Genomic DNA, 20,973 nt, shown 5'->3' with positions numbered 1-20,973 from the left:
CTTGTACGCCGGACTCCCCGCTCGGCGCCATGGACCGTCCACGGTACGGACGGAGTACCGCGGCGCTGTGACGTGCCGCGCGCCTCCGGTGACGGACCGCGGGCGCCCGTTCAGGAGCCGTCGGTGTCCGGGGTGTCCGGCGGGGGAGCCGTGGCGGCGGGCGGCAGGGAGTAGCTCGGCGGGTCCGTGGTCAGCGGCACCACGGCCCCCGGATCGGTCACCGGGCCGGTGGGGGCGGCCGACGAGGGCGCCGGGGCCGCGCTGCCCGCCGCCAGCTCCCGCGCGAGGGCCGCGAAGTCGACGTACCCGGTGGCCTCCAGGACCCGGATGTGGTCCAGGACGGTGGTGTTGGCGTCGTCCGCGAGATTGCGCACCAGCGCGTTCTGCGTGCTCGCCCGCACCTGGGCGACGACCGTGAACACCCGCCCGTGCGCCAGCCGCAGCACGTTGGCGAACGCGCGGTCGTACGCAGTGCCCCGCGCCGCGTCCAACTCCCGCAGCCACTCCCGCTGCTGCGGGTTCGGCTCGTTCGGCAGGGCGAGCCCGAGCCGCGCCGCGACGTCCCGCACCCGCTCGTCCAGGAAGGCGTGCCCCTCGACCAGGTGCCGCCCCGCGGTCCGTACGGCCTCGGTGGTGCCCTTCTCCTGGGCCTGCCGCCCGGCGGGCAGCTCCCACAGCCCGGCCAGCCGCACCTTGGTGACGAAGTCCCGGTCCAGCCCGGACAGCGGGCCGAACTGCGTCGACACGGTCTCGGCGCCGAGCACGTCCGGGCCGGTGACGCCCGGTTCCTGCCGCGGGTGGTGGAAGAACAGCGGACCGAGCAGCGCGACGACGGTCAGCGCCAGGCCCGTGACGATGATCCCGGTGCCGGTGAAGATGCCTCTGCCCCTGATCGGGGGTCGCGGTCGCATGATGCCTCCTGCACACGGCACCGCACACGTGTGCGTCTCGGGTGCGGGACTGGCATGCTACTGCGCCGCCGGTCCCGCGCCGCGAGCCGCCCTCGCTCACCTGCGGATCAGCGACCGGCCCACCTGTCCGACCCGGCCCAGCCGGGACCCCGGCCGCGGGGCCGGGCCCGAGCGGTCCAGCCACCAGCGGCGCAGCTCGCGCCGGGCGCGGCCCTCCGCGAGGTCGCCGTGCAGCAGCAGCCGCCCGGCGAAGTCGAGGGCGTCCTGCCGGTACCCGCCGCGCATCGGGTTGCCCTGGGCGTACGCGAGGAACGCGGCCCGGTACCCGCCGCCCAGGATCAGCGGCAGCTCGGGGGCGACCTTCGCCACCACGTCGGCCCGCTTGGCGGCCAGCGCCCGCGCCTGCACCCCGAGCCGCACCCGGTCGAAGCCCTCCGGGACGGGCGTCCCCGCGACCAGCGCCGACAGCAGCGCGGCCTGCGCCACCCCGAGCCGCTGCCGGACGGCGGCGTCACGGGCGTCGGCGACGGAGCCGGGCGCGGGGTGGGATGCGGGGTCCGCTACAGCTATGGGCTCCGGTACGGCGGTCGCCTCCGCCGCGGGGCCGCTCGCGGTCACCGTCCCGGCCGCGGCAGGCATGACCCCCGCGGGCGTCGCCGTCCGCGTCCGTGCCCCCCGCTCCACCGCCTCCCGGATCGACACCAGCTCCCGCTCCAGCTCGCCCGGCTCCGGGAAGTTCTCGTCGCGCTCCAGCAGGACGCCGGGCGGGGCGACACGGGAGGTGAGGTCGGTGAGGATGTCGAGGACGGGCCGGGGCACCGGGTGGGCGTGGCTGTCGTGCCAGACGCCGTCCCGTTCGAAGCCGCCCGCGACATGGACGTACGCGATGGCCTCCAGGGGCAGTTCGGCGAGCGCCTTGGACGGGTCCTCGCCGCGGTTGACGTGGTTCGTGTGCAGGTTGGCCACGTCGATGAGGAGGCGGACGCCGGTGCGGTCGGCCAGCTCGTACAGGAACTGGCCCTCGGTCAGCTCCTCGCCGGGCCAGGCGAGGAGGGCCGCGATGTTCTCCACGGCCAGCGGCACGGGCAGCGCCGCCTGCGCGAGACGCACGTTGGCGCAGAGCACGTCCAGGGCGTCGCGGGTGCGGGGCACGGGCAGCAGGTGCCCGGCCTCCAGGCGCGGGGTGGCGGTGAGCGGGCCGCCCGCGCGGACGAACGCGATGTGCTCGGTGACCAGCGGCGAGCCGAGCGCCTCGGCCCGCTCCGCGAGCGCCGTCAGCCGCGCCTCGTCGGGCCGGTCGGCGCCGCCGAGGCCGAGCGAGACACCGTGCGGCACGACGGTGACCCCGCGCTCGCGCAGCCGGAGCAGGGACTCCGGGAGGTGGCCGGGGCAGACGTTCTCGGCCACGGCCTCGACCCAGTCGATGCCGGGCATGCGTTCCACGGCGTCCGCGATCTCCGGCCGCCAGCCGATCCCCGTTCCCAGTCGCGCCATGGTGGTCCCCTCCTCCGTCGCCGTCCCCCGCCGCGGTGACGGGGATATGACCCCGTCGTCCCGGCCCGAACCGCGCGCGGCCGTCCTTCAGAGCAACATTTGAGGTTCGGCGACACCCGGAACACGGGCCGTGCGGCACCAGGAGGTACGGTCCCGGCGGACATCCGTCTCACCCGACGGACCGACCCGAAACGGACCCGGCCACTCCGCCGGGCCGGGCTCAGCGGGCCCGCAGCGCCGGATGGTCGGCGACGACGGTGCAGCTGCCGGGGGCGATCTCGGTGAAACCGGCGTCCCGGACCAAGGGCAGGCCGCTCGTGGTCAGCTCGCGCCAGTGGCCGGGGGCGGCGGTGCGGACGGCGAGCGGGAAGCCCGCCTCGCGCCAGGCCGTGCGCTCCTCGTCCGTCAGCTCCCACCAGGCGAGCTGCGCGCCGTGCCCGGCCTGCGCCATCGCCTTGCCCGCGGACATCTCCACGTCCGGGCTCAGCCACAGCACGGGCAGCACGCCCGGATCGGCGGGCGCGGGCGGTTCGGGGTCGTCGAGGTCGGTGCCGGACACCTGGAGCTTCGCCAGCTCCTTCGGCCAGCCGTCCAGCGGGATCGGCGGGAAGACGCGGACCTCCGCCGCCTTCCCGGTCACGGTGATCCCGGGCAGCTCAGCGGCCTTGCGCCACTCTGCGCCCCGCGCCCGGCGGACCACCTTGCGGATACGGGCGTCCTGCCAGTCGCGCACGGCCGCGGCCCACTCCCCGTCGCCGAGCGCGCGCGGGTCGCTCAGCAGGACGAGGACGGCACGGGCGGCCGTCTCCAGGGCGTCGGTACGGGCGGGCGGCGCGGCCTTCTCCAGCCGGACGACCAGCGGCAGCACGAACTGCGGGGCCTCGTCACGGGGGTTCGGCTCGGTCTGGAACGGGCTCTCACTCACCTGGCGCAGGGTACGTGACCAGGCGCGCGGCCGACGAGGGCGGACCGGCGGGCCCGCGTGGGCCGGGGTGCGCGGTCAGCCGGAGCAGGCGGTGCGCTCGGCCTCCCGCCACGCGCAGACGGGGCACAGCGTGATGCCCCGGTGCGACTCGGGGTACTCCGTCGGCTCACGGCACAGCACACACTCCGCGTACGGCGTGGCGGTGCCGCTCGGGCTGTCGGGGCCGCTCGGGTGGTCGGTGTCGGTCATGCGTCCAGCGTACGAGAGGCCGCCCGGCCCGCCCCCGGCCCGCCCTCGGCTCACCTCCGGCTCACTTCGCGCCGCGCGCCGCGCCGATCAGCTCGGAGACTTTCACGAACCGGTAGCCCTGGCGGCGCAGTTCCGGCACCACCGCCCGCACCACCCGCTCGGTCGTCGGGGCCGCGCTGCGGGTGCAGTGCATGACCACCACGGAGCCCGGCCGCACCCCGTCCAGCACCTGGCGGGTCACGGCGTCCGCGTCGGTGGCGAAGGCGTCGCCGCTCACCACGTCCCACTGCACCGCGGTCACCCCGGTCCCGCTCACCGCGCGCAGCGCCGCACGGTCGTAGCAGCCGCCCGGGAAGCGGAAGTACGGCATCGGGTCGGGGACCCCGGCCGCGCGGAACGCGGCGTACGCGCGCTCCACGTCCGCCCGCATCCGCTCCGGCGGCACGGTCGGCAGGCCGTAGCAGTCGGCGGTGAAGGCGTGGTGGCTGTACGAGTGGTTGGCGACCTCGAAGAGCGGGTCCCGGCCGACGGCGCGGGCCTGGTCCGGGTACTCCTCGGCCCAGCGGCCCGTCATGAACACGGTGGCCGGCACCTTCAGCGCGCGCAGCGCCGCGATCAGCCCCGGATTGTCGAACCGTTCCCCGGCCGCGGCCCGCGCCCCCTGGTCGGAGGTCATGTCGGCGTCGAAGGTGAGCGCGACGGTCCGCTCGGCGGTGCGGGGCGCGCGGGCGAAGACCGGGGTGAGACCGGCCGGGCCCGGGGCGAGCGTCGGTGGCCCGGCGGGCGGCGCCGACGACGACGGCGCCGCCGGGGCCGGGCGGGCGGCGGGCGGGGCCGGTGCGGTGCCGCACGCGGTGAGTGCGGCACCCAGGACGGCCGGGACACAGACGGTGAGCAGACGGCGCGCGGAAGTGATCACCGTGTGACGCTATGAGCGGCGAAGTGCCGTTCATGCGTTGATATGCCTGCCGGGGGGCGCGTCTCACCCGCCCGGCGCAGCGCGTCCGCTCACTGCCGGTGCCAGGGGCCCGTCACCGCGAACGTGGTGCCGGGGGTGTAGCAGTTGACGTACATCGTGCGGCCGTCGGGGGAGAAGGTGACGCCCGCGAACTCGCCCCACTCCGGGTCCTCGGGAGTGCCGAGGTTCTGCCGGCCGCGCGCCAGGGCGTACACCTCGCCGGTCCGGGTCACGCCGTAGACGTGCTGGGCGCCGTTGCCGTCCTCGCAGACCATCAGGCCGCCGGACGGGGCGAGACAGATGTTGTCGGGGGACTCGCCGGGCAGCTGCACGTCGGTGTCCGGGCCGAAGACGATCACCAGGGTGAGGCGGCGGCGCTCGGGGTCGTAGCGCCAGATCTGCCCGTAGTGGTCGGCCGCCGAGCCCTCCGCGCCGCGCGCGAACGACGACACGAAGTACACCGACCGGCCGCCCCAGTAGCAGCCCTCCAGCTTCTGGGCGTGGGTGATGCCCTTCGGGCCGAAGTCCTGGAACCGGATCGCGGTCCGCGCGGCCAGCGGGTCCGGTACGTCGACCCACTCGACGCCGTCGAAGTGCGCGCCCGTCTCCTGGACCGCCGACAGGTCCGGCACCCCCGGCACCCGCATCGCCTGGAGGCGCCCGCCCGCGCGCAGCGAGCCGACCCCGCCGAGCGGCTCGCGCGGCAGGAACCGGTAGAACAGGCCGAACGGTTTCTGGAAGGCGTCCTCCGTCTCGTAGACGATCCCGCGGCGCGGGTCGACGGCGATCGCCTCGTGCTGGAAGCGGCCCATCGCGGTGAGCGGCACCGCGCCCGTGCGGCGGGGGTCGACGGGGTCCACCTCGAAGATGAAGCCGTGGTCCTTCGTGTAGCCGCTGGTGCCCGCCTTGTCCTCGGTCTCCTCGCAGGTCAGCCAGGTGCGCCAGGGGGTGGGGCCGCCCGCGCAGTTGACGGCCGTACCGGCGATCCCGACCCGCTCGTCGAGCACGTCGCCGCGGGAGCCGAGGGTGAGGACCGTGCAGCCGCCCTTGCCCGCCGGGTCGTAGGTCAGGCCCTCGACGGTGGGGACGGGGATCGGCGCGGTGGGCCGGTTCTCGTGGTTGCGGACGAGGTGGACCCGGCCGCGGTGGCCGGGCAGGGCGGTCATGCCGTCGTGGTTCGACGGGACGCGGCCCTCACCGGAGCGCAGCGGGTCGCCCTCGCGGGAGAGGACCGTGTACCGGAAGCCCTCCGGCAGGTCGAGCAGGCCCTTCGGGTCGGGCACGAGGGGGCCGTAGCCGGTGCGGCCGAGGTGGTCGGGTGCGGCCGAGGCCGGGAACAGCTCGGCGAGCGCCCCGGAGAAGGCGATGCCCGCTCCGAGGGCACCGGAGCGGGCGAGGAGCTGACGACGGGACGTGGTCATGGGGGGAAACCTTCCTGCTGGCGGACAGGTGCGGTGACCCCGCCGTGTCTATCACCCCCGGCGCGTCCCGTGAACCACACGTGCCCCGCCCGTCACGGAGCGTTGTCCGGATACGCACCGTCCACGGAGGCGGCGTTCCGGGCGGCGGGGTCGCCGTCGAGGCCGGGGCCGAGGCCGGAGCCGGGGGCGGAGTCGGGGCCGCGGGGGGCCGATCCGTCGGAGGCCGTGCCGTCGGAGACCTGACCGGTGGACGGCGGTGGCTGCGGGCCCGTCGGCGGGGCGGGCTGTTCGACCGCCGGGGCAACCGGTGGCGTCGGTGGCGTAGCCGGTGCCGGCTGCGGGGCCGCCGGGGCGGGCTGCTGGGCGCGTTCCAGGAAGCGCAGGAGTTCCACCGGGAAGGGCAGCACGAGGGTGGAGTTCTTCTCGGCGGCCACGGCGACCACGGTCTGGAGCAGCCGCAGCTGGAGCGCCGACGGCGTGTCCTCCATCTGCTGGGCGGCCTCGGCGAGCTTCTTCGACGCCTGGAGTTCGGCGTCGGCGTTGATGATCCGGGCCCGTCGCTCACGGTCCGCCTCGGCCTGCCGGGCCATGGACCGCTTCATCGTGTCGGGCAGCGACACGTCCTTGATCTCGACCCGGTCGATCTGCACGCCCCAGCCCACCGCCGGGCTGTCGATCATCAGCTCCAGTCCCTGGTTCAGCTTCTCCCGGTCGGAGAGCAGATCGTCCAGTTCGCTCTTGCCGATGATCGAACGCAGCGAGGTCTGGGCCATCTGCGCGACGGCGAACCGGTAGTCCTCGACGTTCACGATCGCCGCGTGCGGGTCGACCACCTTGAAGTAGACGACCGCGTCGACCCGTACGGTCACGTTGTCCCGTGTGATGCCCTCCTGGGCGGGCACGGGCATCGTCACGATCTGGAGGTTGACCCGGCGCATCCGGTCCACAGCCGGGATGACCAGGGTGAAACCGGGCCGGCGCACCTCGCCGACCACCCGGCCGAGCCGGAAGACCAGCCCGCGTTCGTACTGCTTGATCACCCGGGCGCCCGCCACGACGTACACGGCCCCCGCGGCGCCGACCGCCGCGGCCGCTGCCAGCAGCTCCTCGACCATCACGACCTCCTCGGGAGAGGTCCGAAAAGCCTGTTGTCCTCAACGATATGCCCGCCGCCCGTCCCCCGGACCCGTCCGGGGGAGGGAATCGGCGGCGGGCCGGGGCCCGCCGCCGGGGCCGGATCAGGGGGACGTGCCCGCCGCGGCCGGGGGCACCGGGGTGACCGGAGCGACCGGGGTGACCTTCACCGGGTCGGTCCCGGCCGCGCTGTGCCGCTGCGCCCAGGACTCCAGGGCCGTACGGCAGGCGTGGTCGAGGTGGTGCAGGCCCGACAGGTCCAGTTCGACCGGGCGGTCCTGCGGAAGGGCCTCCAGGCTGTCGAGGATGCGCGGCAGCCGCAGGAAGGTCGCGTTGCCCGACAGGTACGCCTGGACCGGACCGGCGCCCTTGTCGACGACGTCGAGCCGGATGTGCGAGGCGTCCCAGGCGGTCTTCGTGATGGCCAGCACCAGGCCGATGAGCACGCCCTCGAACATGCTCACCACGACGATCGACACCGCGGTGACGACGAGGATCAGCGCCTCGCCCCGGTGCGTCCGCCACAGCTCGACGACGGCCCCGACCTTGATCAGCTTGGCGCCCGCGTGCACGAGGACGCCCGCCAGGGCGGGGATCGGTATGTAGGCGAGGAGGTCCGGGAAGAGCGCCGCGAAGAGCAGCAGCCACACGCCGTGCATCACCCGCGAGGCCTTGGTGCGGGCGCCCGCCTGCACGTTGGCCGCGCTGCGCACGATCACCGCTGTCATCGGGAGCGCGCCGAGCACCCCGCAGACGGTGTTGCCCGCGCCCTGCGCCAGCAGTTCACGGTCGTACTCGGTGCGCGGACCGTCGTGCATGCGGTCCACCGCCGCCGCGCTGAACAGCGACTCGGCCGACGCGATCAGGGTGAACGCGACGATCGTGCCGAGCAGTCCGATCCCGGCGAGGCCGCCGAACGCGTCCAGCGACGGCGGCTGGACGGAGTCGATCAGGCCCCGCACCTCGACCGTGGCCACCGGCAGGTCGAGGGCGACGACGGCGAAGGTGGCGAGGCCGACCGCGGCGAGCGGACCCGGCACCGTCCGCGCCCGTGCCGGGAGCCGCGGCCACAGCACCAGCAGGACGACGGTCCCGGCGCCGACGGCGAGCGAGGAGAGCGCCGCGGTGCTGCCGAAGGCGTCCACGAGAGCCTCCGGCAGCCCGAAGATCTTCTCCGGGCCGGTGTCCGGCGCCTTGGCGCCGACGAGCGCGTAGATCTGTCCGGCGATCAGCACCAGGCCGATCCCGGCGAGCATGCCCTCGACGACCGAGACGGAGATCGCCCGGAAGTAACGGCCCAGCCGGAGCGCGCCCATGGCCATCTGGAGCAGGCCGGTCACGAGGACGATCACCCCGAGGGCGGGCAGGCCGAACTCCTGCACCGCCTCGAAGACCAGCACGGTGAGCCCGGCCGCCGGGCCGGACACCTGGAGGCTGCTGCCCCGCATCAGACCGGTGACGATGCCGCCCACGATGCCGGTGACCAGGCCGAGTTCGGCCGGTACCCCGGAGGCGACGGCCACGCCGACGCAGAGCGGCAGCGCGACCAGGAAGACGACGAGGGACGCGGCGAAGTCCTGCTTTATGTAGGGGTACTTGGCCGTGGTGGCCGCTCGGGTGCTCACAGCGCCTCGAAGAGGTCGCCGTCGGCCCGGTGTTCGCGCACGGCACCGGTGTGCACCTCGTAGTACCAGCCGCGCAGCCGCAGTCGGCCGTCGGCCAGCCGCTTCTCCACGCACGGGTACGAGCGCAGCCGCAGCAACTGGGCCAGGACGTGGTGCTGGACCGCCTCGGCGACGGTCGGGTCGCCGGGGTCGGTGGACTCCGGTTCGTCGGCGGCGTGCGTCAGCCAGGCGCGTACGGCGGGGACGGCGTCGAGGTCGTCGCCGCGCACCAGGGCGCCGACGGCGCCGCAGTGCGAGTGGCCGCAGACCACGATGTCCCGGACGCCGAGCACCTCGACGGCGTACTCGACGGTGGCGGTCTCGCCGGTCGGCGGCACGCTGTCGTAGGGCGGGACGATGTTGCCCGCGGTGCGCAGCTCGAAGAGCTGGCCGGGGCGGGCGCCCGTGATCAGGGCGGGCACGACCCGCGAGTCGGAGCAGGTGATGAACAGGACCTCGGGCGACTGGCCGGCGGCCAGCCCGGCGAACTCCTCAGGGCGCCGGCCGAAGGCACGGGCGTGATCGATGAGGGGCTGCATGGCGTGATGATTCCTCCTGGCGCGCAGTGGGGGCGCGTCGGACGGGCAGGACAGGTGGGGGAACTGCGCTGGGGCCGTGCTCGCTCAGCAGCGGAAGACCTGAAGTGCCGCCGGGGAGTGGGCCGTCGAGGGTCTCGACAGGGAGTGCGGGCCGCTCGGCCGGGCGAGCCGCGGCGCGGTCGCCGGGTCCTGGGCGGAGCGGGCCCGTTCTGACTGCGGGGGTGCCTGGTCGGCGGTGGCCGTGGCGCGGACCCGGTCGCGGATGCGCAGGGGGTCGGCGGGTTCCCCGGAACGGTCGCAGGGAGGAGTGAGGGCGATCTCGTCGCGCACGGGCCTGCCGGACGGGATGGTTCCGGGATAAGCCTTGGCCTCTGCATGACGGGCCGTGTGCGCGTGTGCGAAGGAAGACGGAAGTGCGAAGAACGGGAGTGCGAGCAGGGCGGCGACGAGGAACGAAACCGTGCTCCGGGTGGTCCTACCTCGGAACATGCGCCCCCCTTCCCCCTGTGCACGCCTCTAAGGCGGACCAACGGTTGGTCAATTGCTGGTCAAGAAACAAGGTAACCCCACGAGGTTCTTTGCAGGGTTAACTCGGCGTTTCGGGAGGAAGTGCGCCCTAAAAGCGAGGGGTGCTTGGCGCGAACAAATCCCTGGCCGGGATGGGTGGGACGGCTGGGACGGCACCCGCCGAACCGGCCGCCGCTCCGGGCGAGCCGCCGGGTGGACAGACGTGTGGGTGGTCACCCGTTCCGGTGGGTGGGCCGGGGCGCGGGCGGTGCTTGCCACTGTGGCGGGGCGGCGGTTGGGCCGTTGCGGTGCCTGCGGGCCGTGCTGGGGCGGGGGTTGGGTCCGTGGCGTGCGGGTGGGCCTCGGTGGGGCGGGGGTTGAGCCCCCGCCCCGTGGGCGGCCCCTGCGGGAGCGGGGGTTGAGGTCCTGTCAGGTGGTGGGTTCCGTGAGGCGGCGGGCGTCGCGGGCCAGGGCCGTGAGGCGGGAGATCGCGCGGAAGTACTTCTTGCGGTACCCGCCGTTCAGCATCTCCTCGCTGAACAGCTCGTCGAACGGGCGGCCCGAGGCGAGGACGGGCACCTCGCGGTCGTAGAGCCGGTCCGCGAGGACCACCAGCCGCAGCGCGGTCGACTGGTCCGGCACCGGCCGCACATCGGTGAGGCAGACGGCGGTCAGGCCGTCGGTGAGCGCGCCGTAGCGGCTCGGGTGGACCTTGGCCAGGTGGTCCAGCAGGTGCGGGAAGTCGTCCAGCGAGGCGCCCTTCGTGGCGTACGCCGCCTTCGTCACCTGCTCGTCGGAGTACGGCGCCGGGGCCTCGGGCAGCCCGCGGTGGCGGTAGTCCTCGCCGTCGATGCGCAGCGAGCGGAAGTGCGCCGACAGACCCTGGATCTCGCGCAGGAAGTCCACCGACGCGAACCGGCCCTCGCCCAGCTTGCCGGGCAGCGTGTTCGAGGTGGCGGCGAGCGCCACGCCCGCCTCGACCAGGCGGCCGAGGAGCGTGGAGACCAGCACCGTGTCACCGGGGTCGTCCAGTTCGAACTCGTCGATGCAGAGCAGGCGGTGGCCGGACAGGGTGCGCACCGTCTGCTGGAAGCCGAGGGCGCCCACCAGGTTGGTCAGCTCGACGAACGTGCCGAACGCCTTGAGCGCGGGCTCGGCGGGGGTGGCGTGCCAGAGGGAGGCGAGCAGGTGGGTCTTGCCGACGCCGTAGCCGCCGTCGAGATACACGCCGCGCGGGCCCGCCGGGACCTTCGGCGCCTTCGCCCGGCCCAGGCCGAGGAAGCCCCGCCGGGCCGCGCCGCCCGCCGGAGCGGCGCCCAGCCCGGCCGCGAAGCCCTCCAGGACCCGCACCGCCTCGGTCTGGCTCGGCTGGTTCGGGTCCGGCAGATAGGTGTCGAAGCGCACCGAGTCGAACCGGGGCGGCGGCACCATCTCGGCGACCAGCCGGTCGGCGGGGACCTGCGGGGCGCGGGCACAGAGCGAGACGGGTACCGCGTCGGCTATCGGTCCGGAGCCGGACGGCGAGGACGAAGCGGGCGAGGCGGGCGAGGAGGACGACACGGTTCCCCATGCTAGGGCCTGTCTGACAATTCCCGTCTGCCGCGCGACGCCATGCACGCCCTCCGGGCGACGACGGGAAGGGGCAGACCTGCCCCAGGCGCTGGCCGGACCGGGCCGGACCCGCGGGGCGGTCGGGGCCGGGGGAGGGGGGCGGTGCGGAGGCGGCGCGGCCCCGGCCCGCGGGTGGCCCCGCTGCCGGCGGGCCGGGAAAGAACGGGCAGGTCGTGGGGGGCGTGCCAGACTGCGGGGCATGCGACGGCTGTTTCCTGTGAGTGAGCGGACGGTGGCGGAGCGGCCCGGCGGGGGAGGTGGAGCGGGTGGCCCGGACTCCGGGCCGCGGCAGTGGGGTCTGGACGAGATCGCCGACGCCTACGCCTACCCGGAGCCCGCGGCGGCCGGTGCGTCCCGGCCGTGGCTGCGCGCCAACATGGTCTCCTCGCTCGACGGTGCCGCCCAGCACGAGGGCCGCTCGCAGCCCCTCTCCTCCGCCACCGACATGCGGATCTTCGGCACCCTGCGCGCCCTCGCCGACGTGGTGATCGCGGGCGCGGAGACGGTACGGCAGGAGGGGTACCGTCCGGCCCGCGCGCGGGCCGAGTTCGCGGACCGGCGGGCGGCGGCCGGGCAGGGCCCCGCGCCCGCCGTGGCGGTGGTCAGCGCGAGCCTCGACCTCGACTTCTCCCTGCCGCTCTACACCTCCCCGCTGGTGCCGACCCTCGTCCTCACCGGCTCCGCCGCGCCCGCCGACCGGGTGGCCGCCGCGGAGAAGGCGGGCGCCCGGGTGCTGGTCGCCGGGGACGGCACGGGCGTCGACCCCGCGCGCGCCGTACGGGTCCTCGCCGGCCTGGGGCACACCCGGCTGCTCACCGAGGGCGGCCCCCGGCTGCTCGGGCAGTTCGTCGCGGCCGGGGTCCTCGACGAACTCTGTCTCACCCTCGCGCCGATGCTGGCTGCGGGCGACGCCCAGCGCATCGCGGGCGGTCCCGCGGTGGCGGTGCCCCGCCGGTTCGGGCTGCTCTCCCTGCTGGAGGAGGAAGGATTCCTCTACGCCCGCTACGGCCGGGTCCCGTCCGACGACGCGCCGCGTGTGTGACCCGTGGGGGGAGGGAAGGCGGGAGCGACACCCGAGATCCCGAATTCGGCGGAATCTCCCGTTCCGGTTTGCTTCGGGTGGGCAGGATAGGACTCGCAGACCCCGTGCGAGCACGGGGAAAAATGGTTTCCGCAGGGCCGCGAGGGCCCACGGAGGACTGAGGGCCACGGGGGTCCTCGAAGGAGAATGGGGCGCTGGTGTTCACAAGCGTTTTGATGATCGAGAAGGCCCTTACGTCGGCGGACGTGGAGTTCGTCACGACCTTGCACAGTGACGAGCCGGTCTCCTTCCACGTGCTGCTGCAACCACGGGGCGACCAGGCGGACCGCCTGTTGCGGGCCATCGACGACGTCGCCCTCGGCGAACTCGACGAGGCCGCGAGAGAGGGCGAGACACCCGAGGGCGAGGAGGCGAAGGGGTTCGGCGTGCGCGCGCTGGAGGTCTCCCTCCAGGCCCTGCACGCCGCGGGCAGCGAGGCGGTCGGGCGGCTGGTCGAGGACCACCCGCTGGACGCGCTGAAGACGCTGGTTGACGAGTCGGGCGCGGACGAGGTCATCGTCCTCACCGACCCGCACTACGTCGAGGAGTTCTTCCACCGCGACTGGGCCTCCCGCGCCCGGCACAAGGTCGGCGTGCCGGTGCTGAAGCTGTTCTCCCACGCCAAGGACGGCGAGCCGGGCGGCGACCGCGTCGCCGACGAGGGCGCTGGGAGCTGAGCGGGCAGCGGGACGCCGGGCCCTGACGGGTCCGCGCGGGGGCGCCGGGTCGCCGACCGGGAGAAGGGTCGGCGGCGGGCGCCGCGCCACGCGGACACGGGACGTCCTGCCCCGGCCCGGTGGCCGCTCGGGCGGTCCCCGCGCCGGGGCCCGCCCGAGCGGGCCGTTGCGTCGCCCCCGGCGGGAGACGTGATCCGTCCGTCCCCTGCCGGGTCCTCCCGGCCGTACGCAATAGGCTGGGGGCTCCTCACCCCGTTCCGCTTCTTGGGAGTACTCACATGGCACCCGGCCTCCCCGCCACGATGGACCGACCGCACTTCATCGGGATCGGTGGCGCCGGAATGTCCGGGATCGCCAAGATCCTGGCGCAGCGCGGCGCGAAGGTGGCGGGCTCCGACGCCAAGGAGTCGGAGACGGCCGAGGCGCTGCGGGCGCTCGGCGCGACCGTGCACATCGGGCACGCAGCCGAGCACCTCGCGGACGACGCCTCCTGTGTCGTGGTCTCCTCCGCGATCCGCCCGGACAACCCCGAGCTGGCCCGCGCCGCCGAGCTGGGCATCCCGGTGGTCCACCGTTCGGACGCGTTGGCCCGTCTGATGGACGGCCTGCGGCCGATCGCGGTGGCCGGCACCCACGGCAAGACCACCACCACGTCCATGCTGGCGGTGTCGCTGTCCTCGCTCGGCCGGGAGCCCTCGTACGCCATCGGCGGCGACCTGGACGCGCCCGGCTCCAACGCGCTGCACGGCGACGGCGAGATCTTCGTCGCCGAGGCCGACGAGTCCGACCGCAGCTTCCACAAGTACGCCCCGGAAGTCGCCATCGTCCTCAACGTGGAACTCGACCACCACGCCAACTACGCGTCCATGGACGAGATCTACGCCTCCTTCGAGACCTTCGCCGCGAAGATCGTGCCCGGCGGCACGCTGGTGATCTCCGCCGACCACGAGGGCGCCCGCGAGCTGACCCGCCGCGTCGAGGGCGTGCGGACGGTGACGTACGGCGAGTCCGCCGACGCCGACGTACGGGTCCTGTCGGTCGAGGCGCAGGGCCTCAGGAGCCGGGTGACGGTCCTGCTGGACGGCGCGGAGCTGACGTTCACGGTCTCCGTGCCCGGCCGCCACTACGCGCACAACGCGGTCGCCGCCCTCGCCGCCGGAGTCGCCCTCGGCGTCCCCGCCGCCGAACTGGCCCCGGCGCTCGCCTCGTACACCGGCGTCAAGCGCCGTCTCCAGCTCAAGGGCGAGGCCGCGGGCGTCCAGGTCGTGGACTCCTACGCGCACCACCCCACCGAGATGACCGCCGACCTGGAGGCCATGCGCGCGGCCGTCGGCGACGCCCGCATCCTCGTCGTCTTCCAGCCCCACCTGTTCTCCCGCACCCAGGAGCTGGGCACCGAGATGGGGCAGTCGCTGGCCCTCGCGGACGCCTCGGTCGTCCTCGACATCTACCCGGCCCGCGAAGACCCGGTCCCCGGTGTCACCAGCGCGCTGATCATCGACGCGGCGCGCGCCGCGGGCGCCGACGTCACGGCCGTCCACGACAAGGACACCGTGCCGGAGATCGTCGCGGGAATGGCGGGACCCGGTGATCTCGTTCTCACCATGGGCGCGGGCGACGTGACCGACCTGGGCCCGAGGATTCTGGACCGTCTCGCACAGAAGTGATCCGGAAGTCACCGGACGGAAGGAGTTGGCCTCCATGGCGTACGACGTCGAAAAGCCCGACGAGCAGTGGCGGGCGGAGCTGGACCCGGCGGAGTACGCCGTGCTGCGCCAGGCCGGGACCGAACCCGCCTTCCGGGGCGAGTACACCGACACCAAGACGACGGGGGTCTACTCCTGCCGGGCCTGCGGTGCCGAACTGTTCACCTCCGACACCAAGTTCGACTCGCACTGCGGCTGGCCGTCCTTCTTCGACCCGAAGGACACCGACGCGGTCGAACTCATCGCGGACCGCTCCCACGGCATGGTCCGCACCGAGGTCCGCTGTTCCCGCTGCGGCTCCCACCTCGGCCATGTCTTCGAGGGCGAGGGCTACCCCACGCCCACGGACCAGCGGTACTGCATCAACAGCATCTCCCTGCGTCTGACGCCCACGGAGGAGTGAGGCGGCGCCCCCCGACGGGGGCCTGTCGCGGTGGCCGTCGGCCCTGGTTCAGAGCATCCTGCGCTGCACCAGGGCCGACAGGACCAGCATGCCGGGGAGCAGGGGCACCCAGACCGTCAGGACGCGGTAGCCGATGACGGTGGCGGTGGCCAGGGCGAGCGGGCTGCCGTAGCCCGCCAGGATCAGGACGAGCGCCGCGTCGACGGGGCCGATGCCGCCGGGGGCGGGGACGGCGCCCGCCGCCGTACCGGCCGCCAGGAACGCGAAGACCATCTGCGGCCAGGTCAGGGGCACCCCCAGCGCGCTGCCCACCGACGCGACCACGTAGGCCTGGAGCAGCGGGGCCGCCATCGCGCCGCCCCACAGGGGCAGGAAGCGGCTCGGGCGGGTGTGCAGGTGGCGGGCGTCGGTCAGCGCCGTACGGACGAAGTCGCGGGCCGGGCGGCGCAGGCGGCGCAGCAGGAGCAGCACCACCGCGGCCGCCGCCGGGGCGAGGAGCACGCCCGCGGCGATCAGGAACAGGGTCCGGCCGTCGGGCAGCAGCCGGGGCGGCGGCAGCGCGGCGGGCGCCACCAGCACGAACGCCAGGATCAGCGGCGTCTTCGCCACGGCCCGGACCAGGGAGTACAGGGCGATCGAGGCCGTCGCGCGGGGCAGCGGCACGCCCTGGCGGGTGAGGAAGCGGACCGTCACGGCGTGGGCGCCGATGCTCGCGGGCAGCAGATGGTTCGCGGCGCCCGCCGCGACCTGGGAGGCGACCAGCGCGCCCTTGGGCAGCCGGTCGGGGAGCGCGCCCTGCCGGACACACGCGGCGGCGACCCAGCCGAGCGCGGTGAAGACCAGACCGGCCAGCAGCCACCAGGGGTCGGCCGCGGTGAGGCGGGCGGCACCCTCGTACACGGCGTGCCGGTCCAGGGCCGCCCAGACGGCGAGGGCCAGCAGGGGGAGCAGGCTCAGGACGCGGCGGACGACGACGGCGTCCAGCGGGCCGCGCGCGGCGGCGGGCGGCGGGGCGGGGCACGGGGGGCGGTCGTCCGCGCGGGGGAGCGGGGTGGCGGGACCGTCGAGCGGCAGCAGAGACACGGCGCACGTCGTCCTTCCGCGTCACGTCCGCCGCTCGGCGGGTGACGGATCGGGGGCGATGCAGGGCGTACGGGGGCGGGAGACGCGGGGTGGCGGAGCGGGGAGGGGTCGGGGCAAACGTTCCCCGTCGGTGTGACGCCGTGGTGTCCGGCAGCCGACGGGGTGCGGGCGGCGGGGCGACCGCGGTGCTGTCGCTGGGGAATGTCTGCCCGCCCGGTCCGCCCCTCATCCCGCCCGCCGGTACGGCCCTGCCCCGCGGGCGCTCCGGCCGACCGTCGCGGCGGCCCGCCCGGCGGGGTGTCACCGGGCGCGGCGTACCGGCAGGGTGACCGTGAAGACCGTTCCGGCCGGGGACGTGATCAGGGTGAGCGTGCCGCCGTGGGCCTCGATCAGGGAGCGGGCCACCGCGAGGCCCAGCCCGCTGCCGCCCCGGTCGCGGCTGCGGGCCTTGTCGACCCGGTAGAAGCGGTCGAAGACCCGGTCGCGGTCCTCGGCCGGGATGCCGGGCCCCTCGTCGGCGACCTCGACGCGCGCGGCGTCCGCGGTGACCGACACCCCGATCCGTACCGGCGTCCCGGCGGGCGTGTGCACGGCCGCGTTGGTGAGGAGGTTGTCCAGGACCTGGCGGACCCGCTGCGGGTCGAGGGAGAGCCGGACCGGGCCGGGACCCGGCGCCACGGTCAGGGGATGCCCCGGATGCCCCGCCCGGAACGCGTCGGCCGCCTGCTCCACCAGCTCCGCCAGATCCGCCTCCTCCGCGCGCAGCGGCGCCTCCACCTCCGCCGCGTCCAGCCGCGCCAGCAGCAGCAGATCGTCCAGCAGGAACCCCATCCGGGCCGCCTCCGCCCGCAGCCGGGCCAGATGCCGGTCCCGTTCCTGCGGCTCGTTGGCGGCGGCGTACTGGAAGAGGTCCGCGTAGCCGCGTACCGACATCAGCGGGGTGCGCAGCTCGTGCGAGGCGTCCGCGACGAAGCGGCGCAGCCGCAGCTCGGCCTCCGCGCGGACCGCGAGCGAGTCGTCGATGTGCTCCAGCATCGTGTTGAACGCCGTACGGAGTTCCTCGACCTCGGGGCCGCCGCCCGGCCCGTCCGCCCGCAGGTGCAGCCGGGACGCCGACTCGGTGAGGTCGTGGGAGGCGATGCCGTGCGCCGTGGACGCCATGTCGCTCAGCGGCTTCAGGCCGCGCCGCAGCAGCGCCCGCCCCGCCACCACCAGCGCCGCCAGCGCCAGCCCGAACGCCACCACCTGGACGGCGACCAGCCGCCCGATCGTCTTCTGGATGTCGTGCATGGGCGCCGCGCTGACGAGCACCACGCCCGGCTCCACCTCGCAGGCCCGCAACTGGTACATGCCCTTGCCGTGCAGCTTCACCGTGCGCAGCAGATCGGTGTCGGGCGACCGGGCCATGCTCCGCGCCAGCGCGGTCAGCGGCGCGACGTCCGCCGGGGTGTCGGACGGCCTGCGCAGCACCGCCGTGTCCGCCCACACGTCGTACACGGCCGAGAACCAGCCGTAGTACGGCTTCTGCGTCACCGTGCCGTTGGTCGCCGCGTCCTTGGACTGCACGCTCTGCACGACCTTCATCTGGTAGCCGAGCTGGTGCTCCAGGTAGTCCCGCATGTACGTCGTCAGCGCCGTGCCGACGACCGCGAACACCACCAGCGACAGCGCGCCCAGCCCCAGCGCCAGCCGCGTGCCGAGCCGCAGCCTGCGGTACGCCGCCCAGGTCCGGCGGATCACTCGGCCGCCTGCCGGATCACGTACCCGAAGCCGCGCACCGTCTGGATCAGGGGTGCGCCCGTCGCGTCCAGCTTGCGGCGCAGCCGGCTCACCACCAGTTCCACCACGTTGGACCGGCCGCCGAAGCCGTACTCCCACACGTGGTCCAGGATCTGCGCCTTGGTGAGGACCGTCGGCGACTTGCGCATCAGATAGCGCAGCACCTCGTACTCGGTCGGCGTCAGCGTCAGCAGGGACTCGCCGCGCCGCACCTCGCGGGTGTCCTCGTCCATCGACAGGTCCGCGACCCGCAGCACCGACCGCTGGAACGCGGGCCCCGCGCTGCGCCGCAGCACCGTGCGCAGCCGGGCCATCAGCTCCTCCACCGCGAACGGCTTGACGAGGTAGTCGTCCCCGCCGCGGGTCAGCCCCGCCACCCGGTCCGCGACGCCGTCGCGGGCGGTCAGGAACACCACCGGCACCATCGTCCCCGAGCGGCGCAGCCGGTCCAGCACCCCGAAGCCGTCCAGGTCGGGCAGCATCAGGTCGAGGACCACGATGTCGGGCCGGAACTCGGCGGCGCGCCGCAGCGCCTGCTCACCGGTGTTCGCGGTGACCGCCTCCCAGCCTTCGTAGCGGGCGACGGTCGCCACCAGGTCGGCGATCGGCAGGTCGTCGTCCACGACGAGCAGGCGTACTTTGTCCACCCGCCCATAGTGCGCCACCCGCCCCGCCCGGCGAGAGGCGCAGGTCACACCGGCCGCGATCGATATCCTCTTGAAAGTCGTACGACAGGGGATCGACAGCTCCGGACGGCGAAGCTCTGAAGCCTGAGGTCTCTGTCCGAGGTCTCCGTCCCCGGGTCCGGGTGCCCGAGGTCCGCACGCCGAGGTCGCCGTGCCGGGCCGGCAGCCGACGACCGGGACGGGGCACGCGGGCCCGATCAAGGAGAGTCCGTCCGTGACGACCGTCCATCCGCGCTCCGCGCCGCCCGCGCCCCCGGGCCCCGCCCCGGGACCGCGGCCCCGCGTCCTGGCCCGCACCGTGCTGTACGCCCTGCTCGCCGCCAACGCGACCGCCGTGACCCTGTTCGCCGTCCAGGCGGGCTTCGCCTCGAACGCGCTGGTCGTCATCGGCCGTTTCGCCGGGCTCTACGCCTCCCTGCTGATGGCGTTCCAGCTGCTGCTGGTGGCCCGGCTGCCCTGGCTGGACCGCCGCATCGGCATGGACCGGTTGACGAGCTGGCACCGCTGGACCGGCTTCGGTCTGCTCTGGACGCTCGTCGGGCACGCCGTGTTCATCACGCTCGGCTACGCGCAGTCCTCGTCGCTGGACCCGGTGAGCCAGCTCGTCGACCTCGCCGAGACCGTCGACGGCGTGCTCCGCGCGATCGTCGCGACCGGCATCATCCTCGTCGTCGGCGCGGTCTCCGCCCGCTGGGCCCGGCGTCGGCTCGCCTACGAGACCTGGCACTTCATCCACCTCTACACCTACGTCGCCGTGGTGCTGGCCTTCACCCACCAGGTCGCCGCCGGCACCACGTTCACCTCGTCGCCCGCCGCCACCGCCTACTGGAACGTCGTGTGGGGCGGCGCCCTCGGCGCGGTCCTCGTCGGCCGGGCCGGGCTGCCGCTGTGGCGGAACTGGCGGCACCGGCTGCGCGTCGAGGCGGTCGTCCCCGAGTCCGACCAGGTCGTCTCCGTGTACGTCACCGGCCGCGACCTGGACCGGCTGCCCGCCGCCGCGGGCCAGTTCTTCCTGTGGCGCTTCCTCACCCGCGACCGCTGGTGGCAGGCGAACCCGTTCTCGCTGTCCGCCGCGCCCGACGGCCGCGGCCTGCGCCTGACCGTCAAGGCGGCGGGCGAGGGCTCCGCGAGCCTGCGCCACCTCAAGCCCGGCACCCGCGTGTTCGCGGAGGGCCCCTACGGCGCGTTCACCGCCCTGCACCGCACCCGCCCGGACGCCGTCCTCATCGCGGGCGGTGTCGGCGTCACCCCGGTCCGGGCCCTGCTGGAGGAGGTCGACGGGCACGCCGTCGTCGTCTACCGGGTGGCCTCCGACCGGGACGCCGTCCTCCACGGCGAACTGCGCGACCTCGCCCGCGCCAGGGGCGCCGAGCTGCACCTCGTCACCGGGCCCGCCGTGCCCGACCTGCTGGCCCCGGCCGAACTGGCCCGGCTGGTCCCGGACATCGCCGGACGGGACGTCTTCCTGTGCGGGCCGCCGCCGATGATGGACGCCGTCCTCGGCAGCCTGCGCGCCCTGGACGTGCCCAAGGCGCAGATCCACTTCGAACGCTTCAGCCTGGCGGGATGAGAGGAACACCGTGAAGCGAGCCATACCTGTCCTGGTGCTGAGCGTCGTCGGGCTGGTGCCCGTCTGGCGGTACGAGGCGTCCACCTCGTCCGGCTCGTCGGAGGCGTCGGCCTCGGCGCCGCCCGCCGCCGCCGGGGTGGTGACACCGTCCCCCGCGGGCCCGGGGACCCCCGACCCCACCGGCTCCACCGGGACGTCGGGGACACCGGCGCCCGAGGGGTCCGCGGCGGCGGCCGAGGTCGTCGTACGGGGGAGTCTCGTCCCCACCGAGAAGGGCGACGTCCAGGTCCAGGTGACGTTCGAGGGCGACACGATCACCGCCGTGAAGATGCTCCGCCAGCCCGACCATCCGCAGACCACGGCCGCCGTGCCGCAGTTGATCGAGGAGACCCTCCAGGCGCAGAGCGCCGACGTGGACACGGTGTCCGGGGCCACCCTCACCAGCGACGGCTATCGGACGTCCCTCCAGGCCGCCATCGACGCCAAGGGGGCCTGAGGTGGCGTCGGGGACGCAGGTGGTGGCGGGGACGGAGGCCGCGTCGGGGACGGCTGAGAGGACGCCCGGGGCGGCGGGG

At 74.6% G+C, this 20,973-nt stretch carries 20 protein-coding genes; 6 read left to right on the top strand and 14 right to left on the bottom strand.

Annotated features, from left to right (window positions below):
* Window positions 1–110: 110 nt before the first annotated feature.
* From ACIQPQ_RS20825 to zapE, 11 genes are all read right to left on the bottom strand, one after another.
* Window positions 111–911 carry a DUF4142 domain-containing protein gene (locus tag ACIQPQ_RS20825; RefSeq protein ID WP_401305762.1) on the bottom strand — a complete coding sequence of 267 codons (801 nt, stop codon included), beginning with the start codon at window positions 909–911 and terminating at the stop codon, window positions 111–113.
* A gap of 96 nt (window positions 912–1,007) precedes the next feature.
* On the bottom strand, window positions 1,008–2,405 hold the full coding sequence (locus tag ACIQPQ_RS20820; RefSeq protein ID WP_401305760.1) for a DUF692 domain-containing protein: 1,398 nt from the start codon (window positions 2,403–2,405) through the stop codon (window positions 1,008–1,010).
* A gap of 220 nt (window positions 2,406–2,625) precedes the next feature.
* Window positions 2,626–3,339: a peptidyl-tRNA hydrolase gene (locus ACIQPQ_RS20815; RefSeq protein ID WP_401305912.1), complete on the bottom strand. Its 714-nt coding sequence runs from the start codon at window positions 3,337–3,339 to the stop codon at window positions 2,626–2,628.
* A 66-nt stretch (window positions 3,340–3,405) separates the two neighbouring features.
* Window positions 3,406–3,579 (bottom strand): hypothetical protein, encoded by a 174-nt coding sequence (locus tag ACIQPQ_RS20810; RefSeq protein ID WP_401305758.1) that lies wholly within the window; start codon window positions 3,577–3,579, stop codon window positions 3,406–3,408.
* Between the two features lie 61 nt (window positions 3,580–3,640).
* Window positions 3,641–4,498, bottom strand: coding sequence for a polysaccharide deacetylase family protein (locus ACIQPQ_RS20805; RefSeq protein WP_401305757.1), 858 nt, complete (start codon window positions 4,496–4,498; stop codon window positions 3,641–3,643).
* A gap of 89 nt (window positions 4,499–4,587) precedes the next feature.
* Entirely contained in the window at window positions 4,588–5,958 is a 1,371-nt protein-coding gene (locus ACIQPQ_RS20800) for a PhoX family protein (protein ID WP_401305755.1), read from the bottom strand.
* Window positions 5,959–6,050: 92 nt separating this feature from the next.
* On the bottom strand, window positions 6,051–7,073 hold the full coding sequence (locus ACIQPQ_RS20795; RefSeq protein ID WP_401305753.1) for a slipin family protein: 1,023 nt from the start codon (window positions 7,071–7,073) through the stop codon (window positions 6,051–6,053).
* Window positions 7,074–7,196: 123 nt separating this feature from the next.
* The gene (locus ACIQPQ_RS20790) at window positions 7,197–8,717 is read right to left on the bottom strand and encodes a SulP family inorganic anion transporter (protein ID WP_401305751.1); all 1,521 of its coding nucleotides are present in this window, start codon (window positions 8,715–8,717) and stop codon (window positions 7,197–7,199) included.
* Window positions 8,714–9,295: a carbonic anhydrase gene (locus tag ACIQPQ_RS20785; protein WP_401305749.1), complete on the bottom strand. Its 582-nt coding sequence runs from the start codon at window positions 9,293–9,295 to the stop codon at window positions 8,714–8,716. Before ACIQPQ_RS20785 ends, ACIQPQ_RS20790 begins: the two co-directional genes overlap by 4 nt.
* Window positions 9,296–9,379: 84 nt before the next feature.
* The gene (locus tag ACIQPQ_RS20780) at window positions 9,380–9,625 is read right to left on the bottom strand and encodes a hypothetical protein (RefSeq protein ID WP_383777737.1); all 246 of its coding nucleotides are present in this window, start codon (window positions 9,623–9,625) and stop codon (window positions 9,380–9,382) included.
* 606 nt (window positions 9,626–10,231) lie between these two features.
* Window positions 10,232–11,362: a cell division protein ZapE gene (zapE, locus tag ACIQPQ_RS20775; RefSeq protein ID WP_401305747.1), complete on the bottom strand. Its 1,131-nt coding sequence runs from the start codon at window positions 11,360–11,362 to the stop codon at window positions 10,232–10,234.
* 250 nt (window positions 11,363–11,612) lie between these two features.
* Here zapE and ACIQPQ_RS20770 point away from each other — a divergent pair, with 250 nt between their 5' ends.
* The 4 genes from ACIQPQ_RS20770 (at window position 11,613) to msrB (ending at window position 15,280) form a co-directional block, all read left to right on the top strand.
* A complete protein-coding gene (locus ACIQPQ_RS20770; protein ID WP_401305745.1) occupies window positions 11,613–12,455 on the top strand; it encodes a pyrimidine reductase family protein in 843 nt (280 codons plus the stop codon).
* A 197-nt stretch (window positions 12,456–12,652) separates the two neighbouring features.
* Window positions 12,653–13,171, top strand: coding sequence for an indole-3-glycerol phosphate synthase (locus ACIQPQ_RS20765; protein ID WP_383777743.1), 519 nt, complete (start codon window positions 12,653–12,655; stop codon window positions 13,169–13,171).
* A 278-nt stretch (window positions 13,172–13,449) separates the two neighbouring features.
* Window positions 13,450–14,838, top strand: coding sequence for a UDP-N-acetylmuramate--L-alanine ligase (gene murC, locus ACIQPQ_RS20760; protein ID WP_401305744.1), 1,389 nt, complete (start codon window positions 13,450–13,452; stop codon window positions 14,836–14,838).
* Between the two features lie 34 nt (window positions 14,839–14,872).
* Complete coding sequence (gene msrB, locus ACIQPQ_RS20755) at window positions 14,873–15,280, top strand: peptide-methionine (R)-S-oxide reductase MsrB (RefSeq protein ID WP_401305742.1); 408 nt, start codon at window positions 14,873–14,875, stop codon at window positions 15,278–15,280.
* Between the two features lie 48 nt (window positions 15,281–15,328).
* Here msrB and ACIQPQ_RS20750 read toward each other — a convergent pair whose 3' ends face one another.
* From ACIQPQ_RS20750 to ACIQPQ_RS20740, 3 genes are all read right to left on the bottom strand, one after another.
* Entirely contained in the window at window positions 15,329–16,363 is a 1,035-nt protein-coding gene (locus ACIQPQ_RS20750; RefSeq protein WP_401305740.1) for a YbhN family protein, read from the bottom strand.
* A gap of 300 nt (window positions 16,364–16,663) precedes the next feature.
* On the bottom strand, window positions 16,664–18,103 hold the full coding sequence (locus ACIQPQ_RS20745; protein WP_401305738.1) for an ATP-binding protein: 1,440 nt from the start codon (window positions 18,101–18,103) through the stop codon (window positions 16,664–16,666).
* Window positions 18,100–18,789, bottom strand: coding sequence for a response regulator transcription factor (locus tag ACIQPQ_RS20740; protein WP_401305736.1), 690 nt, complete (start codon window positions 18,787–18,789; stop codon window positions 18,100–18,102). Before ACIQPQ_RS20740 ends, ACIQPQ_RS20745 begins: the two co-directional genes overlap by 4 nt.
* A 253-nt stretch (window positions 18,790–19,042) precedes the next feature.
* On the opposite strand from ACIQPQ_RS20740, the gene ACIQPQ_RS20735 reads away from it, so the two are divergent.
* Both ACIQPQ_RS20735 and ACIQPQ_RS20730 read left to right on the top strand, forming a co-directional pair.
* The gene (locus ACIQPQ_RS20735; RefSeq protein ID WP_401305734.1) at window positions 19,043–20,398 is read left to right on the top strand and encodes a ferric reductase-like transmembrane domain-containing protein; all 1,356 of its coding nucleotides are present in this window, start codon (window positions 19,043–19,045) and stop codon (window positions 20,396–20,398) included.
* A gap of 10 nt (window positions 20,399–20,408) precedes the next feature.
* The gene (locus tag ACIQPQ_RS20730; RefSeq protein WP_401305732.1) at window positions 20,409–20,894 is read left to right on the top strand and encodes an FMN-binding protein; all 486 of its coding nucleotides are present in this window, start codon (window positions 20,409–20,411) and stop codon (window positions 20,892–20,894) included.
* Window positions 20,895–20,973: the final 79 nt, after the last annotated feature.

Source organism: Streptomyces sp. NPDC091281, assembly GCF_044757425.1.
In the GTDB taxonomy this organism is placed as follows: domain Bacteria; phylum Actinomycetota; class Actinomycetes; order Streptomycetales; family Streptomycetaceae; genus Streptomyces.
This window is presented reverse-complemented; position numbering and strand designations above follow the sequence as displayed.